The sequence below is a fragment of the Bacteroides sp. NSJ-39 genome, assembly GCF_014287315.1.
Lineage (GTDB): Bacteria > Bacteroidota > Bacteroidia > Bacteroidales > Bacteroidaceae > Bacteroides > Bacteroides finegoldii.
On record NZ_JACOOB010000001.1, the window covers coordinates 415,255 to 433,103 of the forward strand.

Below are 17,849 nucleotides of genomic sequence, written 5' to 3' on the forward strand. Positions count from 1 at the left end.
ATTATAAAACTTAGAAACCTACATTCACACCAATAGTGAACTTTCTCAGTCGAGGATATGAACCGTAGCTACATTGAGGATCCATAAAGTGGTCTGGATAAGGATTGTAAAGACTCAGCAAGTTCTGACCTGTGATATTGAAACGGCAGCTACTCAAACCGACCTTCTTTATCCAATGCTTGGGCAATGCATAAGCCAAAGTGATACGATTCAAACTTACACGTGTGCCATTGACTCTCCAAAAAGAAGAAGTGACAGCATTTATATCTGAATATTTCAAGTTAGGTAGTGAGCCTTCTCTGTTTTGAGGCATTAGCAAATTGCCGGAAGCATCATAAATATCATTGTACACATATACATTGTCGGGCTTCCAGAACGAAGGCATATTGGTGTACTCGATACTTTTGCCGGGTTTCAATGCCTGACCGGGAATGATACTATAGCCTCCCCAACTAGCACTAAGCTGAGCTGCAATTGAGATCCCTTTCCATTCAGCACTAAGGTTGGTAGTGAATCCCCAAGGATTGCTACGGTTAGAGAGATGCACTTGGTCATTATCTTTATCTACTATACCATCAGGAGCTGCATAAGTACCATCAGGCTGCTGTGCTCCACGCACATCTTTATAAATCAACATACCCGGACGAACTTCGTCTTTAGTCAACCCCATATAATCGGTAATATGATATGTATTGAAGTATTCTTCGATATCTTGGAAGCTACGGAACATACCCATACATTGCATTCCCCAAGTACCGATGTCGGAACGGTCTCCCTTAGTGATTTGACGATATAGATATTCTTCTTCAAAGTCCATCATCAGTACTTTGTTATCGCTATAACCGGTATTGATACCGATTTTATATTTGAAATCCTTGCCGATGCGGTCGCGCCAGGTTGCCGAGATTTCAATACCATAGTTGTCCATCTCACCCAGATTGACAGCGGCCGATTGTGTACCGACAGTAGTAGGAACAGTCTGTTCGATATTCATCAACATTTCTCTATTCCAAGTATAATAAGCGTCTACATTGAAAGCCAATCGGCTGTTAAGTGTAGTAAAATCAATACCAAAATTTGCTTTATACGACTTGTCCCAATGCACATCACGGTTTACCGCTGAATTATATTTGTTAATAGAGATGGGCTTCGAAGCATTAATATTACCGGTAGTACCAAATACAGGACCCTTGCCCGACTCGGTAGAGTAAATCTGCATCCACTGCCAAGGAGCGGTATTGTCACGACCGGTCAAACCGAATGAACCGCGAATTTTCAGATATTCTACCCACTTTAGGCGCATGAATTTCTCTTGTGACACAATCCAACCCAAGGATATGGAAGGGAAAAATCCCCAATAGTTTTCAGGAGCGAACTTGGTAGAAGAGTCACTACGGAACAGTACCTCCGCCAAATACTTATCCTGATAAGCATAGTTCACACGACCGATGTATGACAAGGAGCCAGACTCAGAACGGGAGAATACAGTATTTTTGTCACCGGTAGCCGAATTGGACTGTCCGGTAGTAAATTCATAAGGCTCATTCACCTTTCCCATAAGATATTCACTTTCAGCCTCCGAACGTTCGATAGAGAATAAGCCACCTACGGTATGCTCACCGAAAGAGCGAGAGTAGTTCATGGTAAAGTTCATCTGATAACTGTCCGAACGAGTAGTGCTACGTTGCAAGTAAGAAGGGCTTCCATTAGCAATTGTAGAGAGAATAAAATTATCTTCCGCCAAAAAGTCATTATAATCCTGACCATCCACAGGAGTATAGAGGTGGTTACCGCTACCGGTACGATTGACCATGCGATAGATAGAATAGCTGGATCCGTATTGATTATTCTTATCAGTACTGATACTCTTGCCATAATTAAATTTCAGTTCCAAGCCTTTCAAGACTTTTACAAATCCCATATCTAAGCTCAAACTACCGTTAACAGTCATATTCGAATTCATGCTACGATTATAGTCACCGTTGTTCTGAAGCACTGAGAAAGAATAAGTCTGGTCATCATTTTGTACGGAGTTGGTGATACCCAAAGCCGAGATAGGCAGTCCGTTCACGGTTTCGGGAATATAAGTCGGACGAGTGAGTAACAGGTTGTAGTCTTTTTCATCGCTCGAACCGCCCACTTTTACATTCGGTTTGTTCTTCTTGCCATAATCACCCGATACAGTAAGATTCGCTTTCACCCACTTGCTAATCTTTACATCTACACCGGCACGATAGTTCCAACGATTGTACTCGAGGTCACCTAAGTTACCGTCTTGGTCAAAATACGAAACACCGGCAAAGTAATTGGCTTTTTCTGAACCGCCACTGATATTAACGCTATGTTTCTGAGTGAAACCGGTCTTCCAATATTTGTCGAGCAAGTCGAAATTCAGCCCTTTCATAGCTTCCAGTTCATCTGCTTGATAGAGATCAGTCTTCAGGTTAAGCGAAGTATTGGCAGGATCACCGGCTGCCCAAGTGTTATAAAGTCGTCCGTAATCATAGGCGCTCAACATCTTAGGACGCGAAAGTTCATCGGTAAATCCAAAGCTGCCACTATAAGAAATTTGAGGAGCACCGGCTTTACCCTTTTTAGTAGTTACTAAAATTACACCATTAGCCGCACGCGCACCATAAACAGCAGCTGCCGCATCTTTCAATACAGAGATACTTTCAATAACCGAAGGATCGAGATTATTGAATGCTTGCGCACCTAGATTTTCACGTGTGTTACCTACCTTGATATCATCGGGATAGATGTAACCGTCTATTACATACAAAGGCTCTTGCGCCGTGCTACCCACTTCACCAAATGAGTTTGTATCACGTATATAGATTTTAGCATTCTCGCCCGGACGGCTTTGTCCGCCACTCACGCTCATACCATTAACCATACCGCTCAGTGAAGAAGCCAGCCCCGAGTCCGACAAATCCTGAATATCATCCATAGTCACAGTAGCAATAGCACCTGTCAGATGAGCTTTCTTCTGCACACCATACCCTACTACTACCACCTCGTCGAGCTGTTGGGCATCCTCTTTCAGCACTATTTTCTTTTGGTTCAAATCACTGATAACCTGCGTAGTATATCCGATGAATGAAATCACCAGATTCTTTTTACCCGATATCGTAATAGTATAGTTTCCATCAATATCGGTAATCACACCATTGCTAGTCGAACCTTCCACCACAACTGTGGCACCCATTACCGGCTCACCGGTTTCATCGACTACTTGTCCTTTTACCACACGCTCCTGCGCAAAAACTGTAAACGTAGCTATCGAAAGCATTGCGCCCAAACACAGTCTTTTTATAAATTGTTTTTTATTCATTAGTATAAATTCTAATATGAGTCATTATTCTACTATTTCTTCAGGAAGCCAACGGGGATCACCAATTCGCTTGGCTATGTGTTCAGTACTACTCAAAGTAAAGTCGCCTTTCTTCGGATTTTTCATCTGAGGATCGCTAAAGGTAGCTGTAGTATCGTATTTATCCTTACCTTCCGCATTATTATACCAATAAGCATTATTCTTGTAATCATGCTTCATGTTAGCATTACCCTGCATCTTGTTAGTAATATCATTATTACCGCAATCTACAAAAAGGGTATTCTGGAAATTCAAAAATACGCAAGATTGTCCGCGATAATAATTCCAATTAACAAAATCCTTACTGTAAGCTATATTATAGAATGTAGTATTGAGGAAATTAAACTCGGCACCCGTGCGACCGGATATTTTATTTGGACGTTGACCGCTGATTTGCATAAAATGCTTACCGGCTTGCTGTGTACTCCACAAGGTAGATTTTACTATATCCATACGGATAATAGAGCTCTTAGCTGCACGTACCAATATATCATTTTGCTGCACCTGAATATTACAATCACTGAAACCCAAATAATCGATACAATACTTTACCTTATTCATATCATAAAACAAATAACGATTCAAACCGGTCACATTGCATCCTTGCAGCATAATAGGATTGCTTACAACATATTCTCCTGTCGCCACCTGCGATCCTTCATCAGGAGTAGTGCTGGTGCCCAACAACGTCTCACTCTCTAAATTCTCACAATCAATATCTGCAAACTTCAGTTTGAAACCATTGTTCGTAAGAAACGACGCATTGCCGGTCATCTTAATTTTGGCATGATTCACTTTGCTACCACGAATAGTAACCTGCTGATCAGCAAAATCAATAACATCGTCCAGTGTATATTCCTGTCCGCCCACGAGGTCGATAGTATACTCCTGACCGATCTTATCCTCAGGAATAGGATTGGCTTTCAACCATTCGTTAATGCTACCGCTCTCTATAGTGGCATCAGAAAGTGCTAAAGTGGAGTAAGGTACTTCAGATGCAACTTCAGCCTCTTTATTGTTATATTTGGCATTGCCTAAAGTACGAATCACAGCCTTATATTGAGTATCCGACTCTACTATTCTGCTCACACTGCAACCATCTACTATTTCCTTTTCAATACCTACCACAATCGGATTTTCATTATTATCCACATTGTAAAGTGTAAATTCATAGCCACCGGCACCGTCTACTACCGGCCATGCTACTACTAGTTTAGTCCCATCCGGAGATAGTGTTATCGTAACATCATCAGCCTTAGGTGACTCCAAAGTCGAGTTTGTTACATTCGGGACAAAAACTTCATCGGCATCAATCCCTTTGTCACAAGCTGTAAAAAAAGTCAGCACCCCAATTAAAGCCATGCCTATACTCTTCCTACGCAAGAATTTTAAATTGTTTTTCATCACGTAAAATATTTAAATTAATATATAATATATTCAATATTAAGACGTATAACTAAGAAAGTTGTAATCACTTAAAAAGAGTAAAATGAAAAAATCTTTTCATTCAAATTAAGGACTACACATCTCCCCAACCCTATCACTCTTGAAACACCTTCTTTAAGTACTCGATATTCGTTCCATAATTCTTCTTCACATTCCTTACATCCTCCTTATCTCGCGAGCGTTCCACGACCAGCCATCCGCTCCATCCCATCTTATCGAGCGTCTTTTTTACCTTATTCATGTCCAGCCGCTTGTTGAACGGCAGGGTAACTCCGTCCGTATCTGTGCAATGAATCTGACAAATTCTCTTTTTCCCCAGAATCTTAAGCTCTTTGCACAAATCCCGTCCATTCTCCAATGCATTCTGAAATTTGAAATAGATCTTGATACCGGGAGAATTTATCTCTTTCAGCAGTTTCACCTCCCCTTTTGCATCAAGCTGAGTTTCTATACCGATGACCAGACCTTCGGAAGCTGCCATATCTCCTACCTCTTTCAAACGTTTTACTACTGCCATTCTAAGTTCCGGTTCATTCTCCCATCCGGCCTTAATACCTCCTAATGGAAGAAAAGCGACCTTAGCCTCCATCACTTGCATGGCGTCCAAACATTCCCGGACCAATTCTTTGTAATTAGTCCGTTCTAAAAAAGACTGCCCATAAAATCCGGACATGGCAATAGATGAAACTTCTACTTGGAATTTCTGTGCAGTTTCCCGAAACAGTTGCTGGAAATGAGGTTCACGGAGCTTATTATCAAATCTTTCTCTTTTGCCAAGACCGCCCATATCCAGTTCCACACCATCCCCTTTCAATTCATGCACCAATTGAAAAGAGCCGATCTTCTGACGTTTCAGAATCATCCAGTCGCATACGGCAATCTTATAACGCTGTTCTTTTTGTTGCGCTCCGGCAACGGCCAATAGAGGGAAACATCCGGCAAGCAGTAATACCCATAGGATACACTTCAACAAATTCCTTTTCATTATCATTCTATTTTATACACGATTTATGTACTAGACGAATGAAAGAGAATTTTGTAATCGCTTATAACACAAAGAAGAAAATAAAAGAAGGAAAGAGAGAAGAAGAGAAAAAATGAGAAGAAAAATGGGCTGCCGGACCCTGAAATGTCCGACAGCCCTGTCAACCCAAAAACGATACCTATGAAACACTGTGCGTCATTTCAAATCAAAATATATGTGTTGACCATGAACAAGTTCATCATGTGTGATACGATATTTATTGAACTTCTTTCCATTCAGTAACACCTTATTGATATAAAGAGTTCCCGGTTGGGCGCGATTACTTTCAATCACTAATTCCTTTTCTTTATACCATTTCGGATCCAGGCGAATAGTCACCTTGTCGAATACCGGAGCCGTCAATGTATATTCCGGCAATCCCGGACAATCCGGATAGAAACCTATCATATTGAAAATAGCCCATGAAGACATCGTTCCCGTATCATCATTTCCGGGGATACCATCCGGCTTCGTTGTAAAATACTTATCCAACAACCGTTGCGTTTCTTTCTGCGTGCGCCATTCCTCTCCTTTAAAATAAGAGAACAAATAAGGATATGCAATATCCGGTTCGTTGGCAGGATCATAAAGTCCTTCATCAAACACCATCTGCAACTTGTCAATGAAACGTTTCTTGCCCCCCATCAACTTTGCCAGTCCATATACATCATGCGGCACATAAAATGTATAATTCCAGGAGCTGCCTTCATGAAAACCGGGATTCGGCTCGAAGTTCTCTCCCTGTCTCGGATTAAACGGACTATAAAAAGTACCGTCAGGCAATATCGGACGGAACGTTCCGAACTCCTTGCTATAATAATGTTTATACCCTAAAGACCGCTTATAGAACAGTTCCGCATCCTTTTTCTTACCCAAAGCCTCTGCAAAACGGGAAAGTGCAAAATCTGCAATATAATACTCCAAAGCGTGAGATACCGAATTGTCATACTGTTCGCGGAGGGGCACGTATCCTTTCGACAGATAATCGTCATTGTCAGGACGCATCAGATTGTCCGCTCCCGGCAGTGTGGCCGATTTATACATCGCTTCGTATGCCAGCTCCACATCAAAGTCGCGCAAACCCTTCATCCATGTATCTACAATCACCGGAATGCTTGGGTCGCCTTCCATCGTCAATGTCTCTCTCCCATACAATTCCCATTTCGGCAACCACCCATGTTCACGATACATATCCAACATGGTGCGTACCATCTCCATCTGGCGTTCCGGATAAACCAGTGTCAACAATTGGTGAACATTGCGATACGTATCCCAAAGAGAAAATACCGTATAGCGGTCTCCCTTTGTCGTCATAATCTTATCGCTTTCCATTGCCGGATATTCTCCGTTGACATCCTGCAAGATATTAGGATGAATCAGCAGATGATAGAGTGCCGTATAAAACACAGTCTTCTGCGCATCCGTTCCGCCCTCTACAGTGATACGTGACAAGTCGTCATTCCATTTAGCATGCGCTTCGGCAAGAATCTGCTCAAAATTCTTTCCTTCCTGCTCACGGTTCAGGTTCAACCGGGCATTTTCAATGCTCACAAAGGAAACTCCCATCTGCACTTCCACCTGTTCTCCCTCTTCCGTTTCAAAAGAAAAATAAGTCCCGATGTCATCACCGGCTATTTCTTTTCCATAGCGGGTATAGAGTTTATACTTCCCCTGATCCGCATCCCATTCGGCTTCCACACCCGTCATCGGACGTTGCTTCTTCCAGTAGCCGGTTGCAGAAGGAACCTTTTTAACCCGCATCACAAAGTAAATAGGGAAAACAGCTTGAGGATTATAACAGAACGTACCGAGCAGTTTCATGCCTTCCACCTCGCAATCACTGACACGGCGGAGCATAGCGCCACTTTCGTTCGTCAGTCCCTCTCCTAAATTCAGCAATATATGGCTTTTACCTTTTGGAAAAGTAAAACGGGCGATACTTGTACGTGGAGTAGCGGAAACCTCTGTCTTGACGTTATATTTTGTCAGATAATTGGAATAATAACCCGGTGAAGCCTGCTCATCCTTATATTTACTTCCGTATTCTTTATAATCCACATTCAGCTCTCCGGTAGTGGGCATTAAAAGTAAAGACCCCAATTCCGGACAACCTACTCCGCTCAGATTGACATGAGCATATCCTGTAAAGAAACAATTGGTATATTCGTATGGAGTAGACCACCATCGTGCATCTTTATCATACGTGTTTTCCGAAGACCCCATCACATTAAAAGGAACTACGGACATCATTCCGTTCGGACACACCGCTCCGGGATTGGTCGTGCCGAAATTGGTCGTTCCGATAAAAGGATCTACATAATCAACCGGAAGACTCTTATCAGCGGGGGGACTTCCGCCCTCCCCCGCTGATACGGGAAGAAGGGCGAAAGCAAGTGTGTAAGTTAATAGAATACGTTTCATGGCTTTATTAAATGATACTTGTCCGTTTAGTAAAGTCGATAATCTCTTTAATATATCCGAAGGCCATGCCCACAACAGTGTCGGCGGCGCCATAATAAACAGCTACACGTTCGCCATCCTGCAATGCGGCACAAGGGAATACTACATTCGGCACATCTCCCTGCAGTTCGTACGGGGCAGCCGGACCTAACAAATATTCGCGGGTACGATACAGCACTTTTTCCGGATGATCCTTATCGAGTATGGCAGCTCCCATTGCATAGCGGAAACCGTTGCAGGTAGTAATCACACCGTGATAGAACAGCAACCAGCCTTCATCCGTAAGGAAAGGAACTGAACCTGCTCCGATCTTCGTACACTGCCAGGCGCTTTCCGGGAAAGGAGTCACTTTCATCACGCAACGATGTTCTCCCCAGTACTTCATATCCGGGCTATAACTGATATATATATCACCGAACGGAGTATGCCCGTTATCACTGGGACGACTCAGCATGGCATATTTACCGTCTATCTTCTGCGGGAAAAGCACACCGTTACGGTTGAAAGGCAGGAAAGCATTCTCGCATTGGAAGAACTCCTTAAAGTCGAAAGTATAAGCAATGCCAATGGTAGGACCATGATAACCGTTGCACCAAGTCACCCAATAACGGTCTTCAATCCACGTCACACGAGGGTCGTATTTATATTCCGATTCGATCATCTCCGTGTTGCCGGCTTTAAACTGAATAGGTTCATGATTGATATCCCAATGAATTCCGTCCTTACTAAAACCTGCAAAGATATTCATCTGTACAGCTTTGTTATCACAACGGAATACGCCTGCAAAACCATCCTCAAAAGGAACGACGGCACTATTGAAAATACTATTGGATGAAGGAATATGATAACGTCCGATAACTGGATTTTGTGAGTAACGCCACATAACGTCCGTACATCCGACAGGACGATCTTCCCAAGGAATTTGAATTTTATTCATAATCGTTGATTTTATATTATTTATTTTTTGAGTCATCATACGTGAAAGGTATGAAATAAGTAATCAGAAAAGCCGGTATAGTCGCTATCAGAACATAAATAAAGAAGTTCCGGTAGCCCAGCAGGTCACTCAGATAACCGCTGACCATTCCCGGGAGCATGACTCCCAGATTCATGATTCCTGATGCAAAAGCATAATGCGACATCTGGTGTTTTCCCGGAGCAATCTGTTGCATCATAAACAACGTCAATCCGACAAACCCGAAGCCATAGCCAAAATACTCCATCGTAATGCACGTTCCTATCAGATACACATCGGTAGGCTGCACCACCGCAAGGAAAGTATAAGCCACAAACGGAAGATTGAAGATGCAGCAGAGAGTGAACAAAGTCTTCTTCAATCCGAACTTAGATACATAAATGCCTGCCAACAGTGAACCTAACACGAAAGCGGCAGAACCAAAAATTCCGTTCAATGTACCAATCTCCTTCAAAGACAGTCCCAACCCGCCCGCTTCTCTCGACGCACGCAGAAACAGCGGAGCAATCTTCATTATGAATCCTTCCGCCAAACGGTAGAGGATGATGAAACAGATATAATAAAGAATATGCTTTTTAGTAAAGAAGTTAGCAATCACACCTACCAATTCCCGTCCCACTTCCGAAGTCGTTTTTTTCGTTGTTGAGGGAATCTGTGTAGAAGGCAGCACCTTTATATGATAGATACCTATCAATACCATTATCACTGCGATTACTGCGAAAATAATCATCCATGCAGACGAATACGCACCTTTATTGGCATCGATTGAAGCTCCCTCTATCGCCCCGAAATGTTCCGCCAATGCACCTGCCATAGCGACCAGTCCACCGTTAGCCACCAGTTTGGCTACATTATAGAAAGCACCTTGCACACCGATATATTTCGCCTGATCCTTTTTGTTCAGTTCCGCCATATATACACCGTCGCAAGCAATATCATGTGTCGCGCCGCTAAAAGCAATCACCGCCATCGTCGAAATACTGATAGCGAAGAAATAGTCGAAGAATAAAGAAAAGGCCACCACTCCAAACAACACTCCGCTCAACAATTCGGTCACCAATACGAAGAATTTCTTTGTCCGGAACATCTCAAGAAAAGGGCTCCACAAGAATTTCAGCGTCCAAGGCATCATAATAAGGGAAGTCCAGAATGCGATTTGTGTATCCGACACTCCCAGATCCTTAAACATAAATACGGAAACCAGATTAATGGCAATAAAGGGAAGTCCCATTGCAAAGTAAGCGGTAGGAACCCAGCAAGCCGGGTTAATATTCTTTCGTTGAGAAGCAGTTTTATTCTGTTGCATAAATCATAGTATATAGATGAATAAACTCATTTTTCTGACCCATCTATATATAATACAACTAAAGGGAGAAAACTACTAACGTCTCCCCCTTGTTTTTTTCATTTATTATCATTTCAACCATATCTTTTCACGATGTAAGATTAATCCTCCTAAAAAAATCTCGTGTTTTTATTTCTTTTCTCTACTTCTTTTCCTTATTTTTGTCTTACATTTATTCCTATTCTATTTCGGACCGGACTTTATGAAAAAATTCTATTAACAGATTTACAATAAGCATGAGTGAACTTTTAGTATATAAGGCTTCCGCCGGTTCGGGTAAAACGTTTACCCTTGCAGTGGAATACATTAAATTATTAATCCTCAATCCGCGTGCCTACCGTCAGATTCTGGCCGTTACCTTTACCAATAAGGCGACGGCTGAAATGAAAGAGCGTATTCTCAGCCAGCTATACGGCATTCAGATAGGTGACAAAGATTCCCAAGCCTATCTCGACCGGATAAAAGAAGAAACCGGAAGGACGGAGCAGGAAATACGGGAAGCGGCGGGAGTCGCTCTCGGCTATATGTTGCACGATTACAGCCGTTTCCGGGTGGAAACCATCGACTCGTTCTTCCAATCCGTCATGCGTAACCTGGCGCGGGAACTGGAACTCAGCCCGAATCTGAATATCGAGCTGAACAATACCGAAGTGCTCAGCGATGCGGTAGACAGCATGATTGAGAAACTCGGTCCCACCTCCCCTGTCCTCGCGTGGCTGCTGGACTATATCAACGAACGGATTGCCGACGACAAGCGTTGGAATGTATCGGATGAGGTGAAAAGTTTCGGTCGCAATATCTTTGACGAGGGCTATATTGAAAAAGGAGAAGGACTTCGGAAGCGGTTGCGCAATCCGGACACCATCAAGGAATACCGCAAGCAACTGAAAGAGCTGGAAACCGAAGTGCTGGAAGAAATGAAAGGTTTCTATGATCATTTTGAGGAGGAATTGGAAGGCCATGCGCTAACCGCCGACGATCTGAAAAACGGTTCACGCGGAATCGGCAGTTATTTCCGTAAACTGAATAATGGTATCTTAGGAAACGATATCCGCAATGCGACTGTGGAGAAGTGTCTGGAAGATGCAAAGAACTGGGCGGCAAAAAGTTCTTCCCGCTACGCGGACATCATCGCTTTGGCAGATTCCAGTCTGATACATATCCTGGAGGATGCGGAAAAGCTCCGTTCAAAAAATAACCTGTTGCTGAACAGTTGCCGACTGTCTCTGCAACATCTCAATAAAGTGCAGCTTCTTGCCAATATCGACGAGGAAGTGCGCCAACTGAACCACGATAACAACCGTTTCTTATTGTCGGACACCAATGCCCTGCTTCATCAATTGGTGAAAGACGGTGATTCCTCTTTTGTATTCGAAAAGATAGGAACCAATATCCGCAACGTGATGATAGACGAGTTTCAGGATACCAGCCGAATGCAATGGGGGAATTTCAAACTGCTTTTGCTCGAAGGGCTTTCGCAAGGAGCGGACAGCTTGATTGTGGGAGATGTCAAACAGTCCATTTACCGTTGGCGGAATGGTGACTGGGGGATTCTGAATAGTCTGAACGACCGCATTGAGCATTTCCCCATCCATGTAAGGACATTGGCTACCAACCGACGGAGCGAAACCAATATCATCCGTTTCAACAACCGTGTTTTTACTGCCGCCGCCGATTATCTGAACGGGATATACCGCAGTCAGTTGGGCGAAGACTGCAAGGATTTGCAGAAAGCCTACGCTGATGTCGTGCAGGAATCTTCCAAGAAAACGGAAAAGGGTTACGTGAAGGTTTCGTTCCTCGAACCCGATGAGGAACATGACTATACCGAACAGACATTGATCAGCTTAGGTGAAGAGGTGAACCGTCTTCTCTCCTCCGGTATACGGCTGAATGATATAGCGATTCTCGTGCGGAAGAATAAGAACATTCCCCGCATTGCCGATTACTTTGACAAGGAGCTGCATTATAAGATCGTGTCGGACGAAGCTTTCCGCCTTGACGCCTCGCTCGCTATCTGCATGATGTTGGACGCCTTGCGTTATCTCTCCGACGGGAACAACAAGATAGCGCGTGCCCAACTTGCTGTGGCTTATCAGAACGAAGTGTTGCGGAAAGGACTGGACTGGAACACGCTCCTACTTCTTCCCGTAGAGAATTATCTTCCTGCCGCATTCCTTGAGAAGCTGGAAGAACTGCGGTTAATGCCTCTTTACGAACTTTTGGAGGAACTTTTCAGTATCTTCGAGATGAACCGCATCAGCGATCAGGACGCTTACCTGTTCGCCTTTTTCGATGCAGTGACGGATTATCTGCAAAGTAACTCTTCCGAGCTCGACGGATTCATCCGTTATTGGGACGAAACGTTGTGCGGCAAGACGATTCCAAGCGGTGAGGTTGAGGGTATCCGCATCTTCTCCATACACAAATCCAAAGGACTGGAGTTCCATACGGTACTTCTTCCTTTCTGCGACTGGAAGTTGGAGAACGAGACGAACGGTCAGCTTGTGTGGTGTACCCCGCAGGTGGCTCCGTTCGATGGGCTGGATATCCTTCCCATTAATTATTCCACACAAATGGCGGAATCTATCTACGGGGATGATTACTTGAACGAACGTCTGCAACTTTGGGTGGATAACCTGAATCTGCTCTATGTTGCCTTCACCCGTGCAGGAAAGAATCTCATCATCTGGAGCAAGAAAGGCCAAAAGGGTACAATGTCGGAATTATTGGCGAATGTTCTTCCGGTAGTGGCGCTGAAAGAGGATATAGAATGGGACGAAGAGTGTTACGAGCAGGGTGAACTTTGTTCTTCGGAAGAAGAAAAGGCCAAGACTTCGACCAACAAACTCACTCAAAAACCGGAGAAACGTCCTATCCGTATGGAATCCATGCGGCACGACATCGAGTTCCGCCAATCCAACCGTTCTGCGGACTTTATTCAGGGCATTGAGGAGGAAGATTCCGACGATCGTTTTATCAATCGCGGGCGTTTGTTGCATACCTTATTCTCCGCCATTGATACGGAAGAAGACATCGATTCCGCTATCGACCGCCTTGTCTTTGAAGGGGTTATCCGGGATGATGAAAAAGAGGGAATGGTGCGCGAAGTGGTGCAAAAGGCTTTCTCTTCCCCCGAAATACAGGATTGGTACTCAGGAGAATGGACGTTATTCAGCGAATGTGCCATCATCTACAAGGAGAAAGGTGTGCTGCAAACCCGCCGTCCGGACCGTGTGATGATGAAAGAGAATCAGGTGGTTGTAGTAGACTTTAAGTTTGGCAAGGAGAATCCTAAATATAACAAGCAGGTGAAGGGATATATGCAGTTACTTTCTAAAATGGGGTACGAGAATATTACCGGTTATCTGTGGTATGTGGATGAGGAGAGGATAGAAAAAGTATAGAAGGGGGAAAAACGCAGGATTAACTGAAATTATCGCAGATTATTTCAGTTACGACTTATAAAAACTTCTGCGATGATTTGCGTTAATCTGCGTTTTATTATTCATTATGACATCCCCTCATTAGTAAAGACATTAGGAAAATTCATATTATTTTATCTTAGCTTTCACATAGCAGGGGTCAATTCAACCGTCATACCTAAGGCTGAAGCAATACGATAAAAAGTAGAGACTTTAGGCTCTGTTTTTCCTGTTTCAACACGGGAAATATAAGATTTGTTTGTCCCAATCTTTTTAGCAAGTTCCTCTTGTGTCATTTTAGCTTTCTTCCTAGCCTCTTCAATTATCTGCCCGGTAAAGAAAGCATTGGCTCTATCTTCGGCAGCCTTACGCTCCGGAGTTCCTTCTTTGCCAAACACAGCGTCCAACTGTGCATCGACATCAAACATCTTCAGTTCTTTTTCGCTCATAATATTCTTTCTTTAGTTTTAATGCTTTATCAATTTCTCTATCGGGAGTTTTCTGCGTTTTCTTTTGAAAACCATTGAATAATATAACAATGCGTCCTTCATCATAACAAAAGAAAATCCGATAAATATTACCTTGCCATTCTATTCTTAACTCATATAAACCATCTTTGAGAAATTTCACATACTTTGCAGGCAGTTTATCTTGAGTCTTTAATAAGAGCAAGCCATACAAGACTTTTTCTTGTGTACCTTTATCTAAGGTGTCAAAAAAATCTTTATAGTAGTTTTCGTATGCTATTACTTTTCTATTCATACGGCAAAGATAGCAAAAGTTGATCAATTAAGCAACTTTCTGCCGATCGAGATATCTTAAAGAAGCTAATTTCCTATATTCCGCTTATTCTTTCACTTCTATATCGTATCTTTGTCACAGACTAAAAATGATTATCCGATATGCAACCATTTCTCCAACTAGTCGCCCATGACTTATATACGAAAATAGGAAACGACCTGTCGCGCACCGTGCTCGTTTTCCCCAACAAACGCGCTAACCTGTTTTTTAACGAATACCTGGCAGAAGAATCCGACCAACCTATCTGGTCGCCTGCCGCCATGAGTATCAGTGACCTGTTGCAGAAACTATCCGTACAAAAGACAGGGGATCCGATCCGTTTGGTCTGTGAGCTTTATAAAGTATTCAAAGAAGAAACCGAAAGTCGGGAGACGCTGGACGATTTCTACTTCTGGGGTGAACTGCTGATTAGCGATTTCGACGACGTAGACAAAAATATGGTGGATGCAGACAAACTGTTCAGCAATCTGCAAGACCTGAAGAACCTGATGGACGACTACGAATTCCTCGATGAAGAACAGGAAGAAGCCATCCGGCAATTCTTTCAGAACTTCTCCATCGAACGGCGTACCGAACTCAAGGAAAAATTCATATCCCTCTGGGACAAACTGGGTATTATCTATCATCGTTATCGGGAGAACCTTGCCGAACTGGGCATTGCCTACGAAGGTATGCTCTACCGGAACGTTATCGAACAACTCGATACCGACCGGCTCAAATACGATAAATACGTATTCGTCGGTTTCAACGTACTGAACAAAGTAGAGAAAGAATTCTTCCAAAAGCTGCAAAAAGCCGGGAAAGCCATGTTTTATTGGGATTACGACCTCTTCTATACCCAACGAATCTCCAAGCACGAAGCCGGAGAATTTATCAAACGCAACCTCATCGACTTCCCCAACGAACTGCCGGAAAGTTATTTCGACATCTTCCGGAAGCCGAAAAAGATACGTTATATCTCCGCTTCCACCGAAAATGCACAAGCCCGCTTCCTGCCCGAATGGGTAAAAGCAACCCAGACTCACACAACGCAGATAGTCAGCGAAAAGGAAAATGCCATCGTGCTCTGCAACGAAGCCCTGCTCCTCCCCGTGCTTCACTCCATCCCACAGGATGTGCAAAACGTAAATATCACTATGGGATTCCCATTGGCGCAAACTCCGGTGTACAGCTTCATCAACGCAGCTATGGAATTACAGACCAACGGCTATCGACCGGATACCGGACGTTTCACCTACGAAGCCGTATCAAAAATATTAAAACACCCCTACACCCGGCAACTATCGGATCATGCCACCCGTCTGGAACGCGAGCTGACAAAGACCAACCGTTTCTATCCGCTCCCGTCGGAACTGAAAAAAGATGATTTTCTGACTATCCTTTTCACTCCGCAAAGCAATATCAGGGAGTTATGCGACTACCTGCTCCGATTAATCAAAAGCATATCCATCCTCTATCGCAAAGAAGGGGAATATGACGATATTTTCAACCAGCTATATCGGGAATCCATCTTCCAGAGTCACCTGAAAATAAACAGATTATACAGCCTGATAGAAAGCGGAGAATTAAGCGTACGTACCGATACCCTGAAACGTCTTATTACTAAGGTGCTGACCGCTTCCAATATCCCCTTCCACGGAGAACCGGCTATCGGACTGCAAATCATGGGAGTGCTGGAGACACGTAACCTCGATTTCCGCAATCTTATCATGTTGTCGCTCAACGAGGGGCAACTTCCGAAAGCCGGTGGAGAGTCCTCCTTCATCCCCTACAACCTCCGCAAAGCCTTCGGTATGACGACCATCGAACATAAAAACGCAGTATACGCTTACTACTTCTACCGTCTGATTCAACGGGCAGAGAATATCACGCTGCTCTACAACACCTCTTCGGACGGACTGAATCGTGGCGAAGAGTCCCGTTTCATGCTGCAACTGCTGGTGGAAGGTCCGCACGAGATCACCCGCGAGTATCTGGAAGCCGGACAATCTCCGCAAAACACGCTGGAGATACAAATAGAAAAAACTCCGGAAATACTGAGACGGCTTTACCGTGCCTACGATACTGCCCAGCCCGAATCCGTCATCCTTTCTCCTTCTGCCCTCAACACTTATCTTGATTGTCGGCTGAGGTTCTATTACCGATACGTTGCCGGACTGAAAACACCGGATGAAGTAAGTGCGGAAATCGATTCCGCCCTGTTCGGAACGATCTTCCACCTCTCCGCCCAACTGGCTTACACTGACCTGACAGCCAACGGAAAAATGATTCAGAGAGAGGACTTGGAACGTCTGCTGCGTGACGAAATAAAGCTGCAAGGTTATGTAGACCAAGCCTTCAAGCAGGAACTGTTCAAAGTCGCACCGGAAGAGAAGCCCGAATACAACGGTGTGCAGCTCATCAATTCCAAAGTAATCGTTTCTTACTTGAAACAGTTGCTTCGTAACGACCTGCAATACACTCCTTTCGAGATGGTCGCTATGGAGAAAAAGGTATCGGAGAAGATAACCATACAGACTGCCTTAGGCCCTTTAACGCTCCGTCTCGGTGGAACAATCGACCGCATGGACGCCAAAGAAGGTACATTACGTATCGTAGACTATAAAACAGGAGGAAGCCCGAAGATTCCTGCCAATATCGAGCAACTGTTCACTCCTTCGGAAACGCGTCCCAATTATATCTTCCAGACGTTCCTGTATGCCGCCATCATGAGCCGGAAACAGCCTTTAATGGTAGCTCCCGCCTTGCTTTATATTCATCGTGCCGCCTCAGAAAGCTATTCGCCTGTTATCGAAATGGGAGAACCCCGCAAACCGAAGATACCGGTGAACAACTTCGCTTTCTTTGAAGACGAGTTCCGTGAACGTCTGCAAGCTTTATTAGAAGAAATATTTGACGAGAAAGAACCTTTCACGCAGACAGAGGACATAAAGAAATGTGCGTATTGCGACTTCAAGGCAATCTGTAAGCGATAGACGAAAGTAGAATATACCAATAAA

10 protein-coding genes are annotated in these 17,849 nt (G+C 43.8%); 2 read left to right on the forward strand and 8 right to left on the reverse strand.

What is annotated here, in order from left to right; all coding sequences use genetic code 11:
* Positions 1–10: 10 nt before the first annotated feature.
* The 6 genes from H8S63_RS01865 to H8S63_RS01890 form a co-directional block, all read right to left on the reverse strand.
* Positions 11–3,334, reverse strand: coding sequence for a TonB-dependent receptor (locus tag H8S63_RS01865; protein WP_186925560.1), 3,324 nt, complete (start codon positions 3,332–3,334; stop codon positions 11–13).
* A 24-nt stretch (positions 3,335–3,358) separates the two neighbouring features.
* Complete coding sequence (locus H8S63_RS01870) at positions 3,359–4,777, reverse strand: DUF4992 family lipoprotein (RefSeq protein WP_186925561.1); 1,419 nt, start codon at positions 4,775–4,777, stop codon at positions 3,359–3,361.
* 136 nt (positions 4,778–4,913) lie between these two features.
* On the reverse strand, positions 4,914–5,804 hold the full coding sequence (locus H8S63_RS01875; protein ID WP_186925562.1) for a sugar phosphate isomerase/epimerase: 891 nt from the start codon (positions 5,802–5,804) through the stop codon (positions 4,914–4,916).
* A 195-nt stretch (positions 5,805–5,999) separates the two neighbouring features.
* Entirely contained in the window at positions 6,000–8,264 is a 2,265-nt protein-coding gene (locus tag H8S63_RS01880) for a GH92 family glycosyl hydrolase (RefSeq protein WP_186925563.1), read from the reverse strand.
* Between the two features lie 7 nt (positions 8,265–8,271).
* The gene (locus H8S63_RS01885; protein WP_004306232.1) at positions 8,272–9,240 is read right to left on the reverse strand and encodes a 1,4-beta-mannosyl-N-acetylglucosamine phosphorylase; all 969 of its coding nucleotides are present in this window, start codon (positions 9,238–9,240) and stop codon (positions 8,272–8,274) included.
* A gap of 16 nt (positions 9,241–9,256) precedes the next feature.
* Positions 9,257–10,585 carry an MFS transporter gene (locus H8S63_RS01890; RefSeq protein WP_186925564.1) on the reverse strand — a complete coding sequence of 443 codons (1,329 nt, stop codon included), beginning with the start codon at positions 10,583–10,585 and terminating at the stop codon, positions 9,257–9,259.
* Positions 10,586–10,860: 275 nt separating this feature from the next.
* Here H8S63_RS01890 and H8S63_RS01895 point away from each other — a divergent pair, with 275 nt between their 5' ends.
* Positions 10,861–14,031 carry an exodeoxyribonuclease V subunit beta gene (locus H8S63_RS01895; RefSeq protein ID WP_186925565.1) on the forward strand — a complete coding sequence of 1,057 codons (3,171 nt, stop codon included), beginning with the start codon at positions 10,861–10,863 and terminating at the stop codon, positions 14,029–14,031.
* A gap of 164 nt (positions 14,032–14,195) precedes the next feature.
* Here H8S63_RS01895 and H8S63_RS01900 read toward each other — a convergent pair whose 3' ends face one another.
* Positions 14,196–14,498, reverse strand: coding sequence for a helix-turn-helix transcriptional regulator (locus H8S63_RS01900; RefSeq protein ID WP_007760060.1), 303 nt, complete (start codon positions 14,496–14,498; stop codon positions 14,196–14,198).
* Positions 14,470–14,811 (reverse strand): type II toxin-antitoxin system RelE/ParE family toxin, encoded by a 342-nt coding sequence (locus H8S63_RS01905; protein ID WP_022276480.1) that lies wholly within the window; start codon positions 14,809–14,811, stop codon positions 14,470–14,472. Before H8S63_RS01905 ends, H8S63_RS01900 begins: the two co-directional genes overlap by 29 nt.
* A gap of 140 nt (positions 14,812–14,951) precedes the next feature.
* Between H8S63_RS01905 and H8S63_RS01910 the strand changes: the two genes are divergently transcribed.
* Positions 14,952–17,825 (forward strand): PD-(D/E)XK nuclease family protein, encoded by a 2,874-nt coding sequence (locus H8S63_RS01910; RefSeq protein ID WP_186925566.1) that lies wholly within the window; start codon positions 14,952–14,954, stop codon positions 17,823–17,825.
* Positions 17,826–17,849: the final 24 nt, after the last annotated feature.